Annotated in this window: 17 protein-coding genes; 10 read left to right on the plus strand and 7 right to left on the minus strand. The window is 71.8% G+C overall.

Features of this window, described 5'->3' with window-relative positions; translation table 11 throughout:
- Positions 1-191 precede the first annotated feature (191 nt).
- On the plus strand, positions 192-1,943 hold the full coding sequence (locus tag ACFY8W_RS01925) for a beta-galactosidase (RefSeq protein ID WP_391098962.1): 1,752 nt from the start codon (positions 192-194) through the stop codon (positions 1,941-1,943).
- A gap of 88 nt (positions 1,944-2,031) precedes the next feature.
- On the opposite strand, the gene ACFY8W_RS01930 is transcribed toward ACFY8W_RS01925, so the two are convergent.
- Positions 2,032-4,467, minus strand: a complete 2,436-nt coding sequence (locus ACFY8W_RS01930; RefSeq protein ID WP_391098964.1) for an RICIN domain-containing protein — start codon at positions 4,465-4,467, stop codon at positions 2,032-2,034.
- Positions 4,468-4,912: 445 nt separating this feature from the next.
- Between ACFY8W_RS01930 and ACFY8W_RS01935 the strand changes: the two genes are divergently transcribed.
- Complete coding sequence (locus ACFY8W_RS01935) at positions 4,913-5,908, plus strand: substrate-binding domain-containing protein (protein WP_391101663.1); 996 nt, start codon at positions 4,913-4,915, stop codon at positions 5,906-5,908.
- A 345-nt stretch (positions 5,909-6,253) separates the two neighbouring features.
- Here the strand turns inward: ACFY8W_RS01935 and ACFY8W_RS01940 are convergent, their stop codons facing one another.
- Entirely contained in the window at positions 6,254-7,252 is a 999-nt protein-coding gene (locus tag ACFY8W_RS01940; protein ID WP_391098967.1) for a substrate-binding domain-containing protein, read from the minus strand.
- A gap of 275 nt (positions 7,253-7,527) precedes the next feature.
- Here ACFY8W_RS01940 and ACFY8W_RS01945 point away from each other — a divergent pair, with 275 nt between their 5' ends.
- The 6 genes from ACFY8W_RS01945 to ACFY8W_RS01970 all read left to right on the plus strand — a co-directional run bounded on the left by ACFY8W_RS01945 (position 7,528) and on the right by ACFY8W_RS01970 (position 15,599).
- Positions 7,528-8,454 carry an ABC transporter permease subunit gene (locus tag ACFY8W_RS01945; protein WP_391098970.1) on the plus strand — a complete coding sequence of 309 codons (927 nt, stop codon included), beginning with the start codon at positions 7,528-7,530 and terminating at the stop codon, positions 8,452-8,454.
- A 3-nt stretch (positions 8,455-8,457) separates the two neighbouring features.
- Positions 8,458-9,405, plus strand: a complete 948-nt coding sequence (locus ACFY8W_RS01950) for an ABC transporter permease subunit (RefSeq protein ID WP_391098972.1) — start codon at positions 8,458-8,460, stop codon at positions 9,403-9,405.
- An 85-nt stretch (positions 9,406-9,490) separates the two neighbouring features.
- A complete protein-coding gene (locus tag ACFY8W_RS01955) occupies positions 9,491-10,831 on the plus strand; it encodes an extracellular solute-binding protein (protein ID WP_391098975.1) in 1,341 nt (446 codons plus the stop codon).
- A gap of 113 nt (positions 10,832-10,944) precedes the next feature.
- Positions 10,945-11,334 carry a VOC family protein gene (locus ACFY8W_RS01960; protein WP_391098977.1) on the plus strand — a complete coding sequence of 130 codons (390 nt, stop codon included), beginning with the start codon at positions 10,945-10,947 and terminating at the stop codon, positions 11,332-11,334.
- 433 nt (positions 11,335-11,767) lie between these two features.
- Positions 11,768-13,816: a SpoIIE family protein phosphatase gene (locus ACFY8W_RS01965; RefSeq protein ID WP_391098980.1), complete on the plus strand. Its 2,049-nt coding sequence runs from the start codon at positions 11,768-11,770 to the stop codon at positions 13,814-13,816.
- Positions 13,817-14,090: 274 nt separating this feature from the next.
- Positions 14,091-15,599, plus strand: coding sequence for a DUF4246 family protein (locus ACFY8W_RS01970; RefSeq protein WP_391098982.1), 1,509 nt, complete (start codon positions 14,091-14,093; stop codon positions 15,597-15,599).
- A gap of 138 nt (positions 15,600-15,737) precedes the next feature.
- Here ACFY8W_RS01970 and ACFY8W_RS01975 read toward each other — a convergent pair whose 3' ends face one another.
- The 5 genes from ACFY8W_RS01975 to ACFY8W_RS01995 form a co-directional block, all read right to left on the minus strand.
- The gene (locus tag ACFY8W_RS01975; RefSeq protein ID WP_391098985.1) at positions 15,738-16,394 is read right to left on the minus strand and encodes a hypothetical protein; all 657 of its coding nucleotides are present in this window, start codon (positions 16,392-16,394) and stop codon (positions 15,738-15,740) included.
- A 21-nt stretch (positions 16,395-16,415) separates the two neighbouring features.
- Positions 16,416-17,069, minus strand: coding sequence for a hypothetical protein (locus ACFY8W_RS01980; protein WP_391098987.1), 654 nt, complete (start codon positions 17,067-17,069; stop codon positions 16,416-16,418).
- Between the two features lie 2 nt (positions 17,070-17,071).
- Positions 17,072-17,383, minus strand: a complete 312-nt coding sequence (locus ACFY8W_RS01985; protein ID WP_391098989.1) for a hypothetical protein — start codon at positions 17,381-17,383, stop codon at positions 17,072-17,074.
- 204 nt (positions 17,384-17,587) lie between these two features.
- Complete coding sequence (locus tag ACFY8W_RS01990) at positions 17,588-19,486, minus strand: FHA domain-containing protein (protein ID WP_391098991.1); 1,899 nt, start codon at positions 19,484-19,486, stop codon at positions 17,588-17,590.
- 334 nt (positions 19,487-19,820) lie between these two features.
- A complete protein-coding gene (locus ACFY8W_RS01995; protein ID WP_391098994.1) occupies positions 19,821-21,596 on the minus strand; it encodes an FAD-dependent oxidoreductase in 1,776 nt (591 codons plus the stop codon).
- 312 nt (positions 21,597-21,908) lie between these two features.
- Between ACFY8W_RS01995 and ACFY8W_RS02000 the strand changes: the two genes are divergently transcribed.
- Positions 21,909-22,304 carry a hypothetical protein gene (locus ACFY8W_RS02000; protein ID WP_391098995.1) on the plus strand — a complete coding sequence of 132 codons (396 nt, stop codon included), beginning with the start codon at positions 21,909-21,911 and terminating at the stop codon, positions 22,302-22,304.
- 52 nt (positions 22,305-22,356) lie between these two features.
- Positions 22,357-23,091, plus strand: coding sequence for a DUF6333 family protein (locus ACFY8W_RS02005; protein WP_391098997.1), 735 nt, complete (start codon positions 22,357-22,359; stop codon positions 23,089-23,091).
- Positions 23,092-23,214 lie beyond the last annotated feature (123 nt).

Consider the following 23,214-nt stretch of genomic DNA (forward strand, 5'->3'; position numbering starts at 1 on the left):
CGGGGGCACGGCACTCGACCGCAACAGCATGACCGCCGGACGCCGGTAAGGACGCGCGGCCGGATCCCCGCGGAGGCCTCGCCCGGGATCCGGCAGGGCGAGGCTTGCCAGGACGGATATGTTTACGTAAACATGTGCGTCGAGACCACGCCTCGCCCCCGTCCCCTCCCGAGCACAGGAGCACCACGCTCATGCCCGTTCTCCAGACAGACCAGGCCGGATTCCTGCTCGACGGCCAACCCTTCCGGCTCCTGTCCGGCGGGCTGCACTACTTCCGCGTCCACCCCGGGCAGTGGGCCGACCGGCTGCGCAAGGCCCGGCTCATGGGCCTCAACACCGTGGAGACGTACGTCCCGTGGAACCTCCACCAGCCGCGCCCCGACCGCTTCGTCATGGACGGGGGCCTCGACCTGCCGCGGTTCGTCGAACTGGCCGCCGCCGAGGGGCTGCACGTGCTACTGCGCCCCGGCCCGTACATCTGCGCCGAGTGGGAGGGCGGCGGTCTGCCCTCCTGGCTGCTCGCCGAGCCCGGCATCCGGCTGCGCTCCCGCGACCCGCGCTTCCTCGCGGCCGTGGACGACTACTTCGACCGCCTGCTCACCCCGCTCCTGCCCCACCTCGCCCCGCGCGGCGGGCCGGTCCTGGCCTTGCAGGTGGAGAACGAGTACGGCGCGTTCGGCGACGACACCGCGTACATGGAGCACATCGCCGACTCCCTGCGGCGCTGTGGCGTCGACGTCCCCCTCTTCACCTGCGACCAGCCCGTCGACCTGGAGCGCGGCGCCCTCCCCGGCGTCCTCGCCACCGCCAACTTCGGCAGCCGCTCCGCCGAACACCTCGCCGAGCTGCGCGCGAAGCGCCCGGAAGGGCCGCTGATGACCTCGGAGTTCTGGATCGGCTGGTTCGACCGCTGGGGTGCCCGCCACGTGGTCCGCGATCCCGACGAGGCGGCGCGCGAGCTCGACGAACTGCTCGCGACCGGCGCCTCGGTCAACTTCTACATGTTCCACGGCGGCACCAACTTCGGCTTCACCAACGGCGCCAACGACAAGCACACCTACCGGCCCACCGTCACCTCGTACGACTACGACTCGCCGCTCGACGAGGCCGGCGACCCGACCGCGAAGTACACCGCCTTCCGCGAGGTCATCGCCAAGTACGCGCCGGTGCCGGACGAGCCCGTGCCGGCGCCCGGCCCCAAGCTGGCCGTGCCGGCCGTCCGGCTCACCGAGAGCGCGGCGCTGCTCGACCATGCCGCGGGGCTCGCACCCGGCACCGAGTCCCTCCGCCCCCTCACCATGGAGGAACTGGAGCAGGACTTCGGGTTCGTCCTCTACGAGACCGTGCTCCCCGTGGTGGGTCCGGCGCTCCTCGAGGTCGAGCGCGTGCGCGACCGTGCGCAGGTCTTCGTCGACGGGCAGCCCGTGGGCGTCCTGGAGCGGGAGAACCACGAGCACGCGCTGGCCTTCCAGGCGCCCCGGGCCGGCGCGACGCTGCGGATCCTGGTCGAGAACCAGGGCCGGGTGAACTACGGGCAGGGCATCCACGACCGCAAGGGACTGCTGGGGAAGGTTCTTCTGGACGGCTCCGAGCTCGTCGGCTGGACCAGCCGTCCGCTCCCGCTCACCGCACTGGACGGCATCCCCTTCACCACCACCGCGCGGTCCCCTCTCGGACCGACCTTCCACCGCGGCACGTTCGAGCTCGCCGGGCCGGCCGACACCTTCCTGCACCTCGACGGCTGGACCAAGGGCAACGCGTGGGTCAACGGCTTCCCGCTCGGCCGCTACTGGTCCCGGGGCCCGCAGCAGTCGCTGTACGTACCGGCACCGGTGCTGCGCGCCGGGACGAACGAGGTCGTGGTGCTCGAACTCCATGCCGCGCACCGGGCCCACACCGTCGACTTCCGCGAGGCGGCCGACCTCGGTCCCACGGAGGAGTGAGGGACACCTCCTGACGGATCAGGTGACGCCTCGGGGGCCGGGCAGCGACCACGTGGTCGCTGCCCGGCCCCTACGCGCCCGCCGCTCGTCAGCCGAAGCGCAGCTGCTGGTTGGCGCCTCCGTTGCAGGCGTACTGCCGGACGAGCACGCCGTCCGCGCTCGAACCGCCCTCCACGTCCAGGCACTTGCCGCTGTGCCGGGCCATCAGCGTGACGTGTCCGCCGTCGGTGGGCAGCACCGCCCACTCCTGGTTCCGGCCGCCGTTGCAGGCGTACTGGAAGACCTGGGCGCCGTCGGCGGCCGAGGCCCCGCTGACGTCGAGGCACTTGCCGCTGTGCCGCGCGACCACGTTCACGTATCCGGTGGCCGTCGGCCGGAGCGCCCACTGCTGGTTGGCGCCGCCGTTGCAGGCGTACTGCACGACGGTCGCGCCGTCGGCGGCCGACACGCCGGTCACGTCGAGGCACTTGCCGCTGTGCCGGAAGACCGGGGACTTCCAGGCGTCGGGCGCGGTGTTCCGGAAGGTCCAGGACTGGTTGGTCCCGGCGGTCGGCCGGTAGACGCCCACGGCGGCGCCGTCGGCCGTCGACTCGCCGGCGACGTCCAGGAGGAGGCCGGAAGCGCTGTTGACCAGGGTCGCGTGCCCGTCGCCGCCGGTCGAGCGCATCCACTGCTGGTCGGTACCGGTGCCGGGGGCGGCGAAGCCGAGGGCGCCGGCCGTGACGGTGAGGGCCTTTCCGGTCTTGACGCTGGTCACGCGATAGGCGGCCGTGCTGCGCCAGTCGCTTGCGTCGGCCTTGGTGAAGGTCCACTGCTGCGCGGGGTCGGCGGGGTTGGAGGTCCGCTGCACCAGAGTCTCCTTGCCGCCCGCGGTCGCGACGGCGAAGGCCTTGCCACTGTTGTCGTTGAGCAGCTGCCGGGGCGCTCCAGTGGGTGCTCCGGTGGCATCGGGGTTCACCCCCGTGACGCCCGGCAGCACGAAGGTCGTGACGGAACCGGCGCCGACGGTGGCCCGCAGGGTCTTCCCGGACACGGCGAGGTCCGTGCCGCGCGCGACGTTCCGCGTGGCGTCGGTCGTGTAGCGCTCGACGGTGCCGCCGGCGACCTGGAAGCCGCCCAGGTCGAGGGTGAGGTCGCGGGCGGTGCCGGCACGGTTGACGTGTACGAGGACGAGACCCTGGCCGCCGGGGCGGATCGCCGCGAGGGTGTCGGGGTCGTCCGTGGCGATCACGTGGGCGCCGGGCCGCACGAACCGCGAGTACTGGGCCATGGTCCAGTACTTCTTGTTCTTGCGCAGGGGTTCGGTGGCGGCGTCCGCCGGGGTGAAGTCGGTCTGGATCAGGCCCCAGTTGGAGTTCTCGTGCGCCGGGGTCATGTTCTCGTAGTCCTCGACCGCCTGCCAGAGCACCCAGGCGCTGGGCTCCAGCTGCCGGATGTCGGTGGTGATCCTGTCCGCGAGGTCGAGACCCGGCCGCATGTCGGTGAAGCTCTGGCCGACGCTGCCGCCGACGTCGTTCTCCGACATCCAGAGGGGCGTGTTCTCCCCCTTGGCGACGTCCCGGACGCCGGTGCGCCCGTCCGTGTTGTACGTGTGGACGTTGATCCGCCCGACGGCGTCCCGGACGGCCGACGGGAACTGCTGCCACTGCCGGCGCGCGGCGTCCGGGCCGAAGTCGTCCATGGCGGAGATCCTGGTGGACCTGCCGTCGGCGTCCAGGGCGGCACGCAGCGCGCTGACGATCCTGGCCGTGGAGGCGGGGTCCCAGTGGGAGCCCTCCTGTCGCCCGCCGGCCTTCCAGTAGGTCGCGGTGGGCTCGTTGACCGGGGAGAGCGAGGTGAAGGTGACGCCGGAGCCCTGCTCGGCCCGGCGCAGGGAGCCGGCGAGGTAGGCGGCGAAGCGCTCGTACTGGTCGGAGCGGAGGTTGTCCGAGGAGCCGTCGACGGAGCCGGAGACCAGACCGCTGTTGGTCATGAAGTACGGGGCCGAGTTCGAGAACGCCTCGAAGGTGGTCGCACCGCGCGCCTTGGCGGCCGTCAGCCACCAGCGCTGGTTGGCATCGGCCTGGTCGTTCCAGTGGGCCGGGTTGCCGGGGTCCCACCAGTCGGGGCTCTCCGCGCCGGGCCGGTTCCAGTAGCCGGGCACGGCGCCGCCGGGTCGCATGTACGGCGTGGTCTCGGGGCTGTCGCCGCCGCCGATGTTGTAACGGGCGATGGTGAAGCCCAGGCCGTCGGAGCCGTAGAGGGCGTCGGCGAGTGCGGTGCGCTGGGCGTCGGGCCAGCCGCCGGTCACGTTGGCGAACCAGACGAGGGCGGTGCCCCAGCCCTCGAAGGCCGGCTGCTGGTAGCCCGGGTCGGGGCGGACGGTGCGCGCCTCGGGCGAGGCCGTCGTCACCGCGGCGGCCGGGGCGGCCGGGGCCAGGGCGACCGCGGGGAGGGCGGGGACGAGCAGCGCGGCGGCGGCGAGGTCGCGCAGCCGCCCGCGGCGGCGCGGCCCGGAGGGTGTCCGGGCGGGTGGGGTCGACACGTACTGCTCCCTGGTGGGTGCGGGTGGAGGCACGGGCCCTGGGACGGAGGACCCGAGCCGGTCGGAGGTCGTACCGTGCGACGCCGGAAGCCGTCCACGCGCCGCGGCCGAAGGCGGCCGCCGTGTTCCCGCCGAGGTGTCGTGTGACGCTGCCACCCCGCCATGTTCGCGTTAACACGGGCGGTTCGGAGGAGAGTCTGGAAGGGGTGAATCAAGCATGTCAAGCCGCCGGGCGAGACTCGGGCACCGTTTGACCCCGTTTCATGTTTGCGTCAACATTCACCGAGTACGGTTGCCCGCACGCGCGGTCGGCCCTTGTTCCCGAGGACTCGTTCTCCTGAGGACCCGTCTCCGAGGACGGGTTCTCCCGACGAAAGGCGCGTGGATGGCGACGCAGAAACGCACACGGTCGCCCCGCTCCCGAGCGGTCCGGCAGTGGCCCTCCATGGCCGAGGTCGCCACCCTGGCCGGCGTCTCCTCGCAGACCGTGTCCCGGGTGGCGAACAACAAGGACAACGTGGACTCCGCCACCCGCGCCAAAGTGCTCTCCGCCATGCAGGAGCTGGGCTACCGCCCCAACACGGCGGCACGTGCCCTGGTCACCGGCCGGTTCGGTGCCCTCGGCGTCGTCAGCTTCGACGTGGGCTGGCACGGCAACGCCCGTACGCTCGCCGCCATCGCCGACGCGGCCCGCGAGGCCGACTTCTCCGTGAACTTCATGGGTGTGCGCGCCCAGACCGAGGCCGCCGTCCGACGCGCCTTCCGGCATCTGATGCTGCAGTCCGTGGACGGCATCGTCCTCATCGAGTCGCAGATGCTGGACACGCCCTCGCTCCAGCTGCCGCCCGCCATGCCCGTCGTCGTCGCCGACGGCGACACCGGCCACCGCTACCCCCACGTCGACTTCGACCAGGCCCACGGCGCGCACAGCGTGGTCGCCCACCTGCTCGGCCTCGGCCACCGCACCGTCTGGCATCTTGCGGGACCACCGGACTCGTTCGCGGCCGGGCGCAGGGCGGAGGCCTGGCGCCGTACGCTCACCGACGCCGGCGCGCCCGTGCCGCCGCTGGTCCACGGGGACTGGTCGGCCGAGTCGGGCTACCGGGCCGGTCTCGGCCTCGCCCGCCGCCCCGAGGTCACCGCCGTCTTCGCGGCCAACGACCAGATGGCACTCGGTCTCATGCGCGCCCTGCACGAGTCCGGCCGGGACATCCCGGGCGACATCAGCGTGGCGGGCTTCGACGACATCGCCGAGGCCGCGTACCTCCATCCCCCGCTCACCACGGTCCACCAGGACTTCGAAGTGGTCGGCCGGCACTGCGTCGCCCTGCTGCTCGACCAGATCGAGGGGCGCACGGGCGGGCCGACGACGAGGGCGGTGGAACCCGTCCTCGTCGTCCGCTCCAGCACGGCACCACCGCGCCCGGGCGCCGCTTCCTGAGACCGGCGCGACCGCGCGCCGTTCACTGGGGCCGGCGCGCCCCGGCGCCGCTCACCGGTACGGGGCAACCTGGCGGGCTTCCCGTGCCCGGGCGGCCCGGCGCCACTCACTGATACGGGGCGACCCGGCGCCGCCCACTGGTACGGGGCAACCCGGCGCGACTCACCGGTACGGCGCGCCCCGGCGCCGCCCACCGGTACGGGGCAACCTGGCGGGCTTCCCGGGCCCGGGCGGCCCGGCGCCGCCCACTGTGCCCGGCGCGCCCCGGCGCCCGGGCACCTCCGCCCGCCCCTCACCGGTACCGGGGCGGCGCAGGGCCGGCGCTCGCGACGACGGGCTCCGTCCTCAGCGGGGCTGACCGTCCTCGCGCGGCGCCGCCGTGCTGGCCCGCTCCACCAGGCTCGTCGGCACCAGCCGCACGCCCGTCACCGTCTCGCCGCGCAGCTCCCTGAGGGCGGCGTCGACGCAGAGCTCCCCGACCTGGCCGAAGTCCTGACGGACCGTCGTCAGGGGCGGGATGAAGGACGACGCCTCGGCGATGTCGTCGAAGCCGACGACGCTGACGTCCTGGGGAACCCGGACGCCCCGCTCGTGGAAGGCCCGCAGCACGCCGAGGGCCATCTGGTCGTTGGCGACGAAGACCGCGGTGCAGCCGTCCTCCTCCGCGAGCGCCAGCCCCGCCTCGTACCCGGACTCGGGCGTCCAGTCGCCCCGCAGCAGCGCGGGCACCCTCCGCCCCTCCTCGCGCAGCGCCGCCTCCCAGGCCTCGGCACGGCGCCCCGCGGCGAAGGACTCCTCGGGACCTGCCAGGTGCCACACCGTCTCGTGCCCGAGGTCGAGCAGGTACCGCACGGCACTGCGCGCGCCCTGCCGCTGGTCGGTGTCGACGACGGGGAAGCGCCCGGTCGCGTCGGAGTCCACCACGACCACCTTGACGTGCGGCGGAAGCCTCAGCGCGGCCGTGTCGAGGAGGCGCACCTCCATGATGAGGACCACGGCGTCCACGGCGAGTTCGTCGAGCCGTGTGAAGGCCCCGCGCACGTTGTCCTGGGTCGGGGCGTCGAGCGGGATGAGGGTGACCGCGTACCCGGCGCGGGAGGCGGACCCCGCGATGGCCTCCAGGGTGCGCACGTTGCCGGTGCTCGACAGCCCCATCGTGATGACGCCGATGGCGCGGAACTCACCGCGCTTGAGGGCCCGGGCGGCGCTGTTGGGCCGGTAGCCGAGCTCCTTCATGGCGTCGAGGACCTTCTGGCGGGTGCCCTCGACGACGGCCGGGTCGCCGTTGGAGACACGGGAGACGGTCTGCGAGGAGACCCCCGCGAGCTGCGCCACGTCCGCCATGGAGACGCGCCGTGGCCGTCCTCTCACTCCTCGTCGGCCTCCGGACCGGTCCGCCGCCTGCCGACCGGTCGCGTCCTGCTCCGCCACCCGAATCCCTCTCATGTGACTGCCGTTCCGTGCTTGACGCTCCCGGACGGGAGTGCCACCATCACGCTACCGATGATTACGTAAACATTTCTTGTCGGCCAGCCCCTGCCGGGCCGTTCTCCGGCCCTCGGGCTCTCGTTTCTCGCTCGCCTCCGGACCGCTCGGTCACCGACGCTAGGACCCACTCCATGACGACCCTGTCGACGCGCGCCGCGGCCGCACCGCCGCCCCGGTCACGACCACGCCTCCGGCTGCGCAAGGAGGGCCTCGTGGGCTGGGGCTTCGCCGGCCCGTTCGTCGCGGTCTTCGGTCTCGTCTTCCTCGCTCCGATCGGGTACGCGCTGTACCTGAGCCTGTTCAAGGACCGGCTCATCGGCGGCACCTCCTTCGTGGGTCTCGACAACTACGGCGAGGCGCTGACCGACGCCCGCTTCTGGGAGGGGCTGACCCGGGTCGGCCTCTTCCTCCTGGTCCAGGTGCCCATCATGCTGGGCATCGCGCTCCTCGTCGCGCTCGCCGTCGACAGCGGCCGGCTCTACGGCAGGTCCTTCTTCCGGGTGTCGGTCTTCCTCCCGTACGCGGTGCCCGCCGTCGTCGCCAGCCTCATCTGGGGCTTCATGTACGGCACGCGGTTCGGCCTGGTCGGCAACATCGACGACGCTTTCGGCATCACCCTGCCCGACCCGCTCTCTCCCTCCCTGGTCCTCGCCTCCATCGGCAACATCGTGACCTGGGAGTTCGTCGGCTACAACATGCTGATCTTCTACTCGGCGCTCAAGGTCGTGCCCCGCTCGCTCTACGAGGCCGCCGCCATCGACGGTGCCGGCGAGTGGCGCGTCGTGGCCTCGATCAAGCTGCCGGCGATCCGCAGCTCACTGGTCATCGCCACGATCTTCTCGATCATCGGCAGCTTCCAGCTCTTCAACGAGCCCAGCATCCTGCAGAAGCTCGCACCCAACGCGATCACCAGCGACTTCACCCCCAACGTCTACACCTACTCGCTGTCCTTCTCGGGACAGCAGCACAACTACGCGGCGACCGTCGCCATCCTGATGGGCGTCGTCACCGCGATCATCGCCTACGCGGTCCAGCTGCGCGGCATGCGGAAGGGCTGAGCCATGACCACCTCCCTCACCGAGCCGACGTCCGGATCCACCGCGCGGTCCGCCGCCCCGGCGCCCGCCGCCGCGGCGAAGCGCCGCCGGCGCCCCCACACCCCGCTCAACCCCCGCCCGAGCATCCCGCTGACCCTCGTCACCGGACTCGTCCTCGTCTACACCCTGCTCCCCCTGGCCTGGCTGGTCGTCAACGCCACCAAGGACCAGAAGGGACTGCTCGACTCCTTCGGACTCTGGTTCGCCGACGACTTCAACCTGTGGGACAACGTCTCCCGCACACTCACCTACGACGACGGCGTCTTCGTCCGCTGGCTGCTCAACACCCTGCTGTACGTGGCCGTCGGCGCGGGCGGCGCCACGGTCCTGGCCGTCCTGGGCGGCTACGCCCTCGCCACGTACGACTTCCCCGGCCGCAAGGCCGTCTTCGCGGTCGTCATCGGAGCGGTGGCCGTCCCCGGCACGGCGCTCGCCGTGCCCACCTTCCTGATGTTCAGCAAGATGGGCCTGACGAACACCCCCTGGGCCGTCATCGTCCCGTCGCTCATCTCCCCCTTCGGGCTCTACCTGATGTGGGTGTTCGCCGCCGAAGCGGTGCCGAGGGAACTCCTGGAGGCCGCGCGCATCGACGGCTCCGGCGAGCTGCGCACCTTCCGCACCATCGCGCTGCCGCTGCTGACGCCCGGCGCGGTCACGGTGCTGCTCTTCTCGATGGTCGCGACCTGGAACAACTACTTCCTGCCGCTGATCATGATCAAGGACCCCGACTGGTACCCGCTCACCCTCGGGCTCGACGCCTGGAACGCCCAGGCCCAGACCGCCGGCGGCGAGGCCGTCTTCGACCTCATCATCACCGGCTCCCTGCTCACGATCGTCCCGATCGTGGCGGTCTTCCTGCTGCTCCAGCGGTACTGGCAGTCCGGCCTGGCCGCGGGGAGCGTCAAGGAATGACCGCACCCGTCCGACCCTCCTGAACCCTCCTCCTCACGGTTCGTCCCACGCACGTCACCCTCATCACCCTCCAGGAGCACATCCCATGCGAAGCCACACCACCCGCAGACTCCTCGGCGCGCTCGCCGCGGTCTCCGCCCTCACGCTGACGGCCACCGCCTGCGGTTCCGACGCCGCGGACGGCGGCTCCGGCGCGACCGGCCCGAAGGACGTCGCGGCCGCGCTGGAGAAGGGCGGCAAGGTGACCGTGTGGGCGTGGGAGCCCACGCTCGAGAAGGTGGTGGAGGACTTCGAGAAGAAGTACCCCGAGGTCGACGTCGAGCTGGTGAACGCGGGCACCAGCGACAAGCAGTACACCGCCCTGCAGAACGCGATAGCGGCCGGCTCGGGCGCCCCCGACGTGGCCCAGGTCGAGTACTACGCCCTCGGCCAGTTCACCATCGGCAAGTCCGTCGAGGACCTCGCTCCGTACGGTGCGCAGAAGCACGCCACCAGCTTCACGCCCGGCCCCTGGAACGCCGTCCACCAGGACACGTCCGTCTACGCCCTGCCGATGGACTCCGGCCCGATGGCGTTCTTCTACAACAAGAAGGTCTTCGACAAGCACGGCGTCAAGGTCCCCACGACCTGGGACGAGTACGTGGAGGCCGCCCGCACCCTCCACAAGGCCGACCCGAAGGTCTTCATCACCAACGACACCGGCGACGCCGGTGCCACCACCAGCCTGATCTGGCAGGCCGGCGGCCACCCGTACAAGACCGACGGCACGAACGTCACCATCGACTTCGGCGACGAGGGCACCAGGACCTACACCGCCACCTGGCAGAAGCTCCTCGACGAGAAGCTGGTCGCGCCCATCAGCTCCTGGAGCGACGCCTGGTACAAGGGCCTCGCCGACGGCTCCATCGCCACGCTGTCCACCGGCGCCTGGATGCCGGCCAACTTCACCTCCGGCGTCGCGACCGCCTCCGGCGACTGGCGCGTCGCCCCGCTGCCGCAGTGGAAGGCCGGCGCCAAGGCCGGCGCCGAGAACGGCGGCAGCTCGCTCGCCGTCCCGAAGGCCGCCAAGAACAAGGAACTCGCCTACGCCTTCGCCGAGTTCGCCACGACCGGCGCGGGCGCGAGCTCCCGTGTGGCGGCCGGCGCCTTCCCCGCGACCCGCGCCGACCTGGAGTCCAAGGCCTTCCTCGACACCGAGTTCCCCTACTTCGGTGGCCAGAAGGCCAACCGGATCTTCGCCGAGGCCGCGCAGAACGTCGGCGCCGACTGGTCCTACCTGCCGTACCAGGTGTACGCCAACTCGATCTTCAACGACACCGTCGGCAAGGCCTACGTCTCCCCGACCACGCTCTCCGACGGCCTCAAGGCCTGGCAGGAGGCGAGCGTGAAGTACGGCAACGACCAGGGCTTCACCGTCAACAAGTAGCGCGGACGGCCCCGTTCGTGGACGACAGCGGATAGGATCCACCGTGACATCGCGTGCCGGTCACCGGCTGGGTGAGGCATGGAGGTGTCAGGAGATGCCTTCGGAGGCATTCCTTGTCAGTCGAGTTGAACCACACCATCATCCATGCCCGGGACAACCGGGAGTCCGCCCGGTTCTTCGCGGACCTGCTGGATCTCGAGATCACCGCGGAGTGGGGCCCGTTCGTCGCGGTCGCCCTCGGCAACGGCGTCACGCTGGACTTCGCCACCATCCCCGCGGAGCACATCGCCATGCAGCACTACGCCTTCCTCGTCTCCGAGGAGGAGTTCGACGCGGCGTACGCGAGGATCACGGAGCGCGGCATCGAGCACTACGCCGACCCGCACCGGCAACAGCCCGGCGCGATCAACCACAACGACGGCGGCCGCGGAGTGTACTTCATGGACCCGGCGGGCCATGCCATGGAACTGATCACCGTGCCGTACGGCGGCTGGACCTCGTAGCCACGGGCACCGAGGGCCGCACCCCACTGCGGGGTGCGGCCCTCGGTCGCGGTCGCTGCCGGCATCCCTTCCGGCGGGCCGCCCCGGGACCGGCGAGTGCGGGCGGACCGACGTCCCCGTCCTGGAGTCACCGGCCCGGCGGACACCGGAGCCCTGGCGGCGACGGTCGCCGCCCAGCCGGCCCGGGCACGTCGCCGCACGGTAGGACGTCGCCCCTGGCAGCGGCCCCGGGAGCGCGGAACGCGGCAGCGCCACCGCTTCCTGCGATGCGCGGAGGCGGACGCAGCGTAACGTCATAGGTGTGGATGTCACCGCGGCCAGCCTCGTGACCCGCGCGGCAAGCGAGCTCTGCCTGAGAACGGACCGGCTGGCTCACGAAGTGGAGCAGCGTCTGCGCCGGGACGTTCCCGAACTCTGGGCACATCCGGACGTCATGACCTCGGAGAACGTCGCCGAGCACGTGTCCACGGCACTCCGCGCCCTGCGGCGGGGCGTCGAAGCGGGTGAGATCCCGCCGCCGACCGCCGATCTCGAGCGCGCCCGGCGGCTCGCCCGCCTCGGGGCGCCCGTCAGCGCGATGCTGCGGGCCTTCCGGCTCGGGCACGGGGTCGTCCTCGACCGGATGCTCGAGGAGATGCCCCGGCTGACGAGCGATGCCGAGCTGATCGCGGCCGCGTCCCGCGAGCTGATCGCGATGGCGACGACGTACGTGGACCGCGCGTCGGAGCTGGGCGTCACGGCCTTCCAGGAGGAACGCGACCGTCGCACGCAGTGGCGGCTGTCCATGGTGAGCGAATCGAGCGTGCGCATCGGGACCACGCTGGACATCGCGCGCACCGCCCAGGAACTGGCGGAGGTGGCCGGCGGGCAGTTCGCCGACACCGTCACCGTGGACCTCCTCGAGGCCGCGCTCCACGGAGACGGCGACCGGCCGCCCGGCCCGCTCGAGCTGCGCCGGGTCGCCCGGCACGCGGCAGAGGGCGACCGAGGGGAGTCGACGATCCGGCCGGACGAGCTCCACGCCTATCGGGACGGCTCGCCGCCGACGGATGCCCTCACCACCGGGCAGCCGTCCCGGCACCACCTTTCCGGCTCCGGGTCCTCGGCCGGTCCGACGGCACCGGGCGGTTCCGCCTCGGCTGCCGGTGAAGTGCGGAACCACTCCCTGCTGGTGATACCGCTCCGTGCCCGGGGGACGACCCTGGGTGTCGCCCAGTTCTTCCGTGACCGCACCCCCGAGCCGTACGACGACGAGGACCTGCTCCTCGCGCAGGAGATCGCCGCCAGGGCGGCGGTGGCCATCGACAACGCCCGCCGCTACACGCACGCCCGCGCCACGGCACTCACCCTGCAGCACAGCCTGCTCCCGCGGCGGGCGGCGCGGCAGTCCGCCGTGGAGGTCGCCTCCCGATACCTCCCGGCCGGGGCCGCGGTCGGCGTGGGAGGCGACTGGTACGACGTGATCCCGCTGTCCGGAGCCCGGGTGGCCCTCGTCGTGGGCGACGTGGTCGGCCACGGGATCCATGCCGCCGCCACCATGGGGCGGCTGCGGACCGCGGTGCGCACGCTGGCCGACATCGACCTGCCGCCCGACGAACTCCTCACGCACCTGGACGACGTCGTCGTCCGTCTGTCCGCCGAGGCCTCCACCGACCTGGACACCGGCGCCGGCGCCGGCCCCGGCGACGACATCGGCGCGACCTGCCTGTACGCGGTGTACGACCCCGTCTCGGGCAGCTGCGCCATGGCGCGCGCGGGACACGTCCTGCCCTGCGTCGTGACCCCGGACGGGACCGTCGACCTGCTCGACCTGCCGTTCGGCCCGCCGCTGGGCCTGGGCGGCCTGCCGTTCGAGGCCGCGGACTTCGACCTGCCCGAAGGAAGCGTGGTCGCCCTCTACACCGACGGCCTGGTCGAAGCCCGGAACCACGAGATCGACACGGGCCTCACCCTGCTGAGGCAGGCCCTCGGCCGGCCCTCCCCCTCTCTGGAGGACACCTGCGACAGGGTGCTGGAAACCCTGCTGCCCGACCGCCCGGACGACGACGTCGCGCTGCTCCTGGCCCGCACGCGCACCCTCGGGGCCTCGCAGGTCGCCACCTGGGACGTGGAAGCGGATCCCGCGTCGGTCTCCGGCGCCCGGTCGAACGTCTCCCGGCAGCTGGGCAGATGGGGCCTGGAGCAGCTCGAGTTCACCGCCGAACTGGTGGTCAGCGAGCTGGTCACCAACGCCATCCGCTACGGCCGGCCCCCCATCCGGTTGCGCCTGATCCACGACCACGGCCTCAGCTGCGAGGTGTCCGACGGCAGCAGCACCACCCCGCACCTGCGCCGGGCCCGCGCCTTCGAGGAAGGCGGCCGCGGCCTGCTCCTCGTGGCCCAGCTCGCCGAACGGTGGGGCACGCGGCACGCCCGGAACGGCAAGACGGTCTGGGCCGAGCTCAGCGAATCCGCCGACGTCCCGGACTTCGTCTCCCTCTAGGTTCTGTCGTCAAACTCCCGTCGTCGCCCGGAGGGCAGGCGGGAGTCCGACGACAGGGACTAGGCCTTTGCCGCCGCGGACCCGGCCGAGGTCCGGAAGAGGCGGCCTGGCGGCCCCCGGTCCACCGGTCCCGCCGTCGCCGCGCCGGCGGCACCATCGCCCGCCTGCCCGCGGCCGTTCGCGTACCGGCGCCGGCCGGGGGACCGCGGCGGCGGTGTCAGTGCGCCGAAGTATTCTTCCCGGCACCGCACACCGACGGGGAGGACCCACAGAAGTGACCGGCACGTCAGCGTTCCCGCTGCCCTTCCAAGCATCCCGTTCCGCATCGTTCGCGACGCCCCGCACGCTGCGGGAGCTCGAGATGATGCAGTGCAGCGCCCAGCTGCGGGCTAAGCCGCAGTGGTTCGACAAGAGGAACGACGCGGCCGTCGTCGCCAAGTGGACGCGGGAGGCGCTCGCCCAGGGCCTCACGGAAGCGCAGGTGCGCTACGTGCTGGACGAGCTCGCGCACTACGCGGCCCTGCGTGACGCGCGCACCGGCATCGAGGTGTCCGCGGTCGACGGCGTGTGGCATTCGGACACCCTGATCGACGACGAGCTGACCTCGCGGCTGCGCGAAGCCGTTCAGGTTCTGGAGGACGTTCCCGAAGCGGACAAGGACTGGCATCCCGGGTCCGACGGTCAGGTCCTGGACCTGGTGCATCCCTCGCTGTTCTGCCTGGTGCGCGAGGCGAGCGGGGCCCCGGAGCGGGCGTGGGAGAACCCGACGGGCCCCTACTCGCGGCACGAGTTCTCGGAGCGGTTCCAGTGGTTGCCCACGGACGTCGAGGTGGGTGACGACGGTGCCGTCTCCTTCCTCTCGTACGTCAACAACGTCCACCCCGAGACGCACGGTGAACTGGCCGCCGTCCTGCCGGAGTTGTTCGCGCGCATGCTCCCGCTGTGGGAGAACGTGCTCACCGATCTGCGTCATCCGCGGCCGCTGCGGATCGAGGCCGATCCCTACGGGTGGTACGACTCGGAGCCCGAGTATCCGGACAAGGCGTCCTTCAGCGACTACGCGGCCTACCAGGAAGCCCGCAGTGCCTACGACGAAGCCCTGGACGAATGGTGGGAGACCCGCCGCCCGGTCGTCCCCGACGCCCCGGCCTTCACGGCTCCCTCGGTGCCCGGCGCCCGCGACCGGGTCGACCTGCACGGCCGCCGCCTGCAGGTCATCGTCAAGCTCGCCACGATCCACCTGACCCCGGACAAGCCCGAGTACGCGGGCGGCTCCTGGCACGTGGAGGGGATGCTGAACGAGCGGATCGTCTCGACCGGCATCTACTACTGGGACAGCGAGAACATCACGGAGAGCCGGCTGAGCTTCCGGGCGGCCCTCGACGACCCGCACTACGAGCAGAACGACGACACCGGGCTGCGTGAGGTGTACGGGCTGGAGGACGCGGACGCCCTGAACCAGGTGCTCGGCTCGGCGTCGACCCCGGCGGGCCGCTGCCTGGCGTTCCCCAACGTCCTGCAGCACCGCGTCGGCTCGTTCCGCCTCGCGGACCCGAGCCGCCCGGGGCACCGCAAGATCCTCGCGTTCTTCCTGGTCGACCCGTCGGAACGGATCGTCTCGACCTCCGATGTGGCACCGCAGCAGCCCTGGTCCGACACCTCGACGATGACGCTCGAAGAGGCCAGGGACTATCGCGAACAGCTCATGAAGGAACGCAAGTTCTTCGTCGACGAGCACAACGAGCAGCTCTACGAACGCGAGTTCTCCCTCTGCGAGCACTGATCCCTGTTCGCCCCTGGGATCCGCCGGGCCGGGCCACCAGGCCTGGCCCGGCGGTCGGCCTCATACAGGGCCGACGCCGGCCGATGATGCAGCACGCCATCGGGGCCGGCGCACGGCAGCGCTCGTGACCCGGCCAGGTCAGAAGAGCGCGCGGTAGCAGAGGGCGGCAACGGCGCTCGGCTCGGTGATGGGCCGGCCCGGTCGGTTGTGGGGCACGGTGTTGCCGGCCAGGGCCGTGAGACCGAGGCGGGGGTAGTCGACCTGGACCCCGCCGTGGCGGTCCCACGTCACGTCGTCCTCGAGCCGCCCCAGTTCGGCCATGGCGCGGCCGCGTAGCTCGGGCCGCAGGTGCAGCGGCCCGACCCGGCCCAGCGCCGTGGTCAGCAGGGTGACGTCGCAGTCCGCCGTGTCCAGGTGGAGCAACACCTCGTCGTCACCCTCGTAGTAGCCGTAGGACGAGAACGAAGGGACGAGGAGCCGGCCGGACAGGGTGCGGGCGACGCCCGTCATCGAGACGTGGAGCCGGGACAGGAGCGGGCCCGTGGCGGCCGGGGTCGGCTTGCGGACCCGGCGGCGCCCTTCCACGGGAGTGCGGGGCCCGGCGTCCGGGACGCGGGCGTGCGTGCGACGTTCGCGCGCCTCGTCGGCGAGCCTGTCGCGGAAGCCCGTGTCCCACAGGTCGTCCAGATGCGCGTGGCCGAGCGTCCGGAAGGACCGCCGATCGGCAGCTGTCGGTACGAAGGGCAGGAGGTCCGTGGCATCGAGCGGGACGATCTCGGGTGCTAGCTGGGACATCGGCCGTCCTCTCGGGGCTGGCTACAGCAACGACGTGAAGTGCAGGGCAGCGACCGCACCCAGGGTCGTCAGCGGGCGCCCCGGCCGGTGGTGGGGTACAGACCGCCCGCGCAGGGCGAGGACGCCACGCCGCGGGTAGGCCGTACGGCATCCGCTGTCGGCGTCCCAGGAGGGACCGGTCTGCAGCCGGTCCAGTTCCGCCTGGGTCCGGCCGGCCAGCTCGGGGTGGATGTGGAGGGGGCCGACACCACCCGACACGGTGCCCAGGATCGCCAGGTCGGACTTCTCGACGTCGACGTGCAGCCAGATCGCGTCGTCGCTCGGGTAGAAGTTGTACCAGCCGTAAGACGGTACGAGCAGCCGGCCGGTCAGGGCCCTTGCCAGGGGCACCAGGGCGAAGTGCAGCCTCGTCAGCAGCGGCGCGTCGGACGCGGTCGCCTGGATCAGTCCGCCGGCCCGGCGCGCGGTCGCTTCCGCGGCCGGGAAGAGCGCCGCCGCTTCCCCGGCGAGCGCCTCAGCGGTCGCACTGTCCCAGAGTCCGCCGAACGTCGCGCATCCCTGCCGCGCGAGGCTGTCCCGATGGCGGTGTTCCACGGTCGGCAGGCCGACGGTGAACTCGTGCGGGACCGGCGGGGTCCCTCCGCGCCCGCCGGCCGCGGCCGGGCCGAGGAGCATGCCTACTCTGCTCCGGCGGCGCGGATGACCGGCTTGTCCATCATCACCATCTGGTTCGGGTGCGGCCGCGCAGCCACGTTCGGCCATGCCACGTTCGGCGTGAAGTGCGTCCACTCGCTGTCGGCGGGCAGCGTGATGGCGCCGCGGAAGGAAAACCGCTCGGACCCGCCGGAGGCGCCGGAGGCCAGCAGTTGGTCGACGCGGTCGTGTGCCGCCTTCTCGATCCGCGACACCTCGATGACCTCTCTGGGCAGGACGTAGTAGTAACCGTCGGTGTCGGTCAGGACCACGGCGTCGCCCTTGGTCTCGCTCATCAGCTCACCACTCTCCGGTCGGAACGTCTCGGGCTTCCCAGCATCACACACCGTGAGAATCGCACTACGTTCCGACGTTACGCCCGGACGGCTGACGTGTTCCGGCTCCACCGGTCGCCGGCGTGCTGCCCGGGGTCCCGGCGCCGGCGTGGCCGCCGCCGGCCGGGATCCGGGATCCGTCGGCAACCACATCGGCCGCCGGGGTCACTTCGCGGCGGGAGCCCTCGTGGGATCCGTCGCGGCCGGTGAGTCCTGCCGGTAGAAGATGTCGATGTCGACCTCCTCGCCCCCGACGATCAGGGTGTCCCACGCCCCGCTCTCCAGCAGGGTGCGCAGGGTGGAGGACGCGAGTGTCTCCAGGTGGTTCCGGAGGGTCGCGTCGTCGGGCATGCCCGGAAGGCGTGGTGCCAGACGGTCCCGGATCCCGCGCAGCCGGTCCATGAGCGCGTCGGTGTCCGCCTTCCGGTCCAGGTCCTTTCCTTCCGACTCCTCGATGCTCTGGGCGATCTTCTCCTTGATCGCGCGGCTGACGCCGTTCTCGTCGGTGGTGATCATCGTGTTCCAGGCCCGGCTCTTGTGCCGGTACTGGAGCATGGACATGGCCGCCTCGTGGCGCGCGAAGTCGGCGTCGCGGAACGCCCTGCCGGTCCACGCTCCGTTCAGGGACCGGGCCAGCGAAATCGCCGAGCCGAGTCCGCTGTTGAGACCGCGGCCGGGCCAGAAGTGGATGGCGTTGGCCGCGTCGCCGAGCAGGAAGCCGTACGTCCCCGGACCGGTCGACGTGGCCGGGCGCAGCCGTGTGGTGAACCTGGGCCGCTGCACCATGTCGAGCCGGAAGGCCGTGACGGCGCTCAGGTCCCTCTCGGCGACGCCGAACAGGGCGAGCCCCTCCAGCACCCGCTTCCACAGGGCCGAGCCCCTGACCATGGCGGGCAGGAAGAGGGTGCTGTGCGTCGAGCACTGGAAGTCGCCGTGGTCGTCCCGCCCCATGACGCACGGGCGGGAGGCGATGCATTCCTCGAAGACGTGGCGGACGGGATCGATGCCGACGACTTCCGCGGCTTCCGCGTCGGTGAGCCTCATGTTCAGGAATCCCTGACCACGAAGGGCGTTGAGGAGGAAGCGGTTCTGGGCCACGGTCAGCAGAACCGTCATGGGGTCCGTCAGGGTCGACTTGACCCGCAGGCCCAGAACGACGTCCTGAACGTGCTGACCGCGCAGCGAGTAGATGGACTTGTCGGCGTTCCCGAACCTGTCGATGAAATGCTCGCGCGTTCGGGAGCGGCCGCCCTCGCAGACGGCGAGCACGTGGTCGCGGACGTCTCCCTTTTCGTACTCGGCGGGGTCGAACACGGCGGGAACCAGCCGGATCCGCTCCGGCTTCTCGTTGGCCAGTTCGAGGAGGGTGTCCTCGATGTAGGCGATCCGGAGGTTCCTCGGCTTGTGACCGCGGAGGGAGTCGGGGCCGACCGGCCACATTTCGGTGTACGCGTCGCCGCGGAAGAGCCGCGCCTGCACCTCGTCGGGCAGGTTCAGGTACTGGCGGCTCTGTACGGTGACGACCTGCTGCCGCCGGACGTTGCCCTGTCCTTCGCTCTTCCAGACGACCTTCGACCCGTCCTGGACCCACCGGCCGTCGTAGACGGTGACGGCCACGCGCGGCCCCATGAGGTGTTCGAGGAGCAGCGCGAAACTCAGGCCGACGGGGCCGCCGCCCGTCACGGTCACGTTCAGCACGGACCCCTCTGCCAGGGTCGCCGCGGAGGGAGTGAGCGGAGCCAGCACGGAGAGGTCGAGGATGGTCTCCATCGTGTCGGCGGCCTCGAAGCGGAACGTCTCGGTGCCGATCTCGATGAGGTCTCCGGGCTGCAGTTCGTGTGAGGTCACACGGCTCCCGTTGACACGCGTTCCATTACTGCTGCCGCTGTCGTAGAGCACGAATCCGTGGCCTTCGCGGCGCACTTCGGCGTGAAATCGTGAGACGTTTCCCACGGTTATCACCACGCTGTTGTCGCCGTTGCGGCCCAGGGTTAGCGGTGTGGCGCCGATCGGGAACTGCTGTCCTGCCAGTGAACCTTGATGGCCGACGAGCCGAGGAGGCATGGGTCACCCAATTCCATGAGTCACGGATCCGATGACGACGATGCGGAACCGGTCGCCAGGCAACAGCCCCCTTGCCTCACACACCGCGAGTCGACCGGCACGCAGGGCAATCTTATGGCGGCCGCGAGTCCGCTGAGAAGCCATCCGGACTGACCGATCATCACTCGGTGGCCATTCCGTGAAGATGTAACAGCGGAGGTCAGACCGGGGCTGCCGGGGTCGAACGCGGCAGTTGTGGATCGTGGTCCGGATGGTGTGGCGGGCGGCCGCGGGTGCCGTGCCCGTGAGCGCCTCGCTCCGGCCGCCTTCTCCCTCCTCGGCCCGCCGTGCGGGCTCAGCCCGCGTCGAGCGCGTTGGGCAGGCCGAGTCGGTAGCGCAGCCGGTCGTGACGCTTGAGCCCCTCCGTCTCGGGGGCCCTGAAGAGCGTGTGCACCGTGCAGCGCGCGGCGGTCGAGCCGGTCCGGTCGAGCAGTGCGTTCACGGCCTGGCGGGCGGAGGCGTTGGCACCCTCCATCGTCGCCAGGTCGATGTCGACGGCCACGTAGTCGCCGGCCAGGAACAGGTTGGGGATCCTGGTGGCGGCCTGCGGCCGGTTGTGGAAGGTGCCGACCGGATGGACGAGGAGCCGGTCCTCGTTGGTCGGATTCGGGGTGCCGAGGCCGTCGACGCCCGGGTCGAGGAACCAGGAATGCAGCGTGCTGTCCTTCAGCACCGTGCGGCCGGTGTCGTTGAACGCGGCCTTCAGCTGCGCCCACACCTCGCGGGCGACTTCCGTGCGCGTGCACTGCTTGGCCGTCTTGCCGTAGAGGATGCCGGGCTGGTCCCACTCCGAGATGTCCACCGAGAGGCAGTCGACGGCCGCCCCGTCGCCGTAGTCGGCGGGGAAGTCGCGGGACGGCCAGTGCCGCGCCTGCTGGATCGCCGTCAACGACCACGGCGAGTCGATGCAGTTGGCGTGGCCGGCGAGCAGTGGCGCGTGCTCGGTCAGATAGAACTGGATGCCCGTCATCCAGTCCGTCTCCAGCCTGTCGCACCGCGCCAGCTGCGGATCCGCCGCCCGCAGCGCCGCGCCCCAGGTCCGCCGGGCGTGCTCCACCGGGATCGCGGAGAGGTAGTGGTCGGCGGTCACCTGGCGGCGGACGCCCTGCGGGTCCTCGACGGCAGCCGCCCCGACCCGGCCGGTTCCGGAGTCGTAGGACAGCTCGCGCAGGGTCCAGCCGATGCGGAACTCCACGCCGAGGCCGGTCAGGTGGGCCACCCAGGGGTCGATCCAGGCCTCGTTGGTGGGCAGGTTCAGGATCCGGTCGAGGGGTCCGTCCGCGCCGCGTCCCAGGGCGTTGAACACGAAGGCCTCCAGGAGGGTGGCGACCGTGCGGGTGCTGGCCTCCTCGGCCTTCGTCGCGACGATGTTGCGGGTCAGCCCGACGGCCAGGATGCGCTGGTAGTCGTAGCTCATCCGCGCGGCCCGCAGGAACTCCCACCAGGGCGTCCGCTCCCACTCCTCGTTGCGCCGCTCGTCGCAGCTGGTCAGGAAGACGAGGAAGCGGTTGACGAAGTACGCCGTCTCGTGGAGCGGGATGGAGCGGGCGGTGTCGAGGAGGGCGGTCAGGGCGCGGCGTATCTCGTCGAGGGTGAGCTCGGCGGGCCGGTGGCCCGGCCAGGGCAGCGGGATGCGCAGGTCTTCGCGGCCGGTGCGGGCGAAGGACATCTCCGCCGGGGCGACGAGGTTGTCCCAGACGCCGTTGGCGTTCCCGGGGAAGGGAATGCGCCGCATGGTGTCGGGGAGGTTGTGGTAGATGCCGGGGATGAACCGGAAGCCGTGCTCGGCGGGGAGCGGGCGCCGGCTGCCGCGCGCGCTGTCCGGTACGTCCATGGAGCGGGCCTTGCCGCCCAGCGCCCGGCGCTCGTAGACGGTCACGCGGAAGCCGCGCTCGGCCAGTTCGTGGGCGGCGGTCAGGCCCGCGACGCCACCGCCGAACACGGCCGCGGTCTGTGCCCCGGCCGGCTCCGCGGCGACGGCCGGTGCGGTGCCGAGGGCGACTCCCCCGGCGGCGACCGCTCCGGTCACGGCGGCCGCGCCCGCGACGAAGGTGCGTCGTGAGTTGCCCATGCGGTTCATTGCCCCAACCCCTTTACCGGCGGTAACCCGACGTCCGGCGCAGGAGCATAGGGCCGCCACCCGAGTCCCGGAAGGCACGCGCGGGCCCCAATCGCACATGGCGCGATCCCGCCCCTCCCGGCTCGCCCACGGGACCCGCGGGGGGGCGCCGCCGCGCCCGGACTCGCCGGCCCTTCCGCGTCGCGCGGCGTCCGCCACCCCCTCCGGACGCCGGCGCGGCCGTGCGCCCCCGGGTCCGGATAATGGCTCGCGGCAGGGTGCCGCGGTGGCCGCGGCACGACCCGACCGAGGGACGAAGGATCGATGGTGCTCGAAGACGGCCGACGGGTGAAGCTGGTGACGGACCTCAGGCTGGCCGGGTCGGTGGAACCGACCGGAGGATCACCGGAGACGGCAGGTCCGGCCGCCGGCTTCCTGTCGCTGGCAGCCGGCACGGAGGGCACGGTCGAGCGGGTGGACGAGCACGCGCGGGAAGAGGGTCCGGACGTCCGCGAGTACGTGCGGCTCACGTCCCTCCTCGACGATTTCGGCTCCCAGATGCCTCCGGAGAGCAGGAAGCGGCTCGAAGGGCAGATCGCCTCCCTGGAGCCCGCGTGGCTCGCCCACCGGAAGGCCCGGCGGCGGGTGACGGTCCGGGTCCGCCTCGACAACGGATTCGTCCTCGACGGAGCGGACGCGGCGTTCTTCACCACCTGCTGAGCTCGGCGGTCTCGCTACCGTGGCGCCCAGCCGCTCTCCTCCGGAGGTAACGATGACCGACCACCACCACGACTACTGGGACTACCCGGCGGACCAGGACATCGCCCGGTACGGGGAGTTCCGGCTCACCCTCGTCCAGCCGCCCTTCCCCGCGGCGGCGGAGGCGCTGCCCGCCCACGACGCCCTGCGCGCCCGGGAGTTCGCGGGCACGCTGCTCGCCGTCGAGGACGTGCTCGCCGAGGTCGAGCGGATCGACGCCGTCGACCGTCCGGACTTCGCCACGCGCGCCGACCTCGACCTGGTCTCGGTCGGCTGCTGGGGCACCGTGACCGAGGTCAACGACCCCGCGATCGCGTGCACCGAGGGGGACTACGTCCTCCTGGAGCAGGCCGACGCGCTCGCCGCGCGCTTTCCCGGGGCCGTGATCGTCGGGTCCGCGACCGTCGACCACCCCACCACGTACGGGACCCATGTCATCCACCACCCCAGTGGCGTACGGCTGTTCGGGGCCGGGTGGAGCGGGGAAGGGGACTGGCTGCAGGACGGCAGCCCGCACGCGGTCGCCGAGGCCTTCGGCATCGGGGCCGACGCGCTCGCACGCGAGGGAGTCGACCTCGACGCCGGGCCCGGATCCCTCTTCTGGCAGGGACTCGCCCGCCTCGCGCTCCTCGGCGTCACCCCGATGCACCGCGAGGGCCGCGTCCTGTCCGTGTTCCGGGTGCGGCACACGGAGAAGGCCACCGGGGACCTCGAGGACACCTGGCTCGGCGGGCTCGACGATTTCTGACCGTTACGGTCGCAAAACCCTCACGCCTCGTCACGAACATGCCCGCGCAACCCCGGGACCCCGGAAGCCACCGCCCCTAGAGTGGCCAACGAGCGGCCAACCCAGACCAGTTGACCTCGGAGC

This window comes from Streptomyces sp. NPDC012637 (assembly GCF_042954805.1).
Taxonomy (GTDB): domain Bacteria; phylum Actinomycetota; class Actinomycetes; order Streptomycetales; family Streptomycetaceae; genus Streptomyces.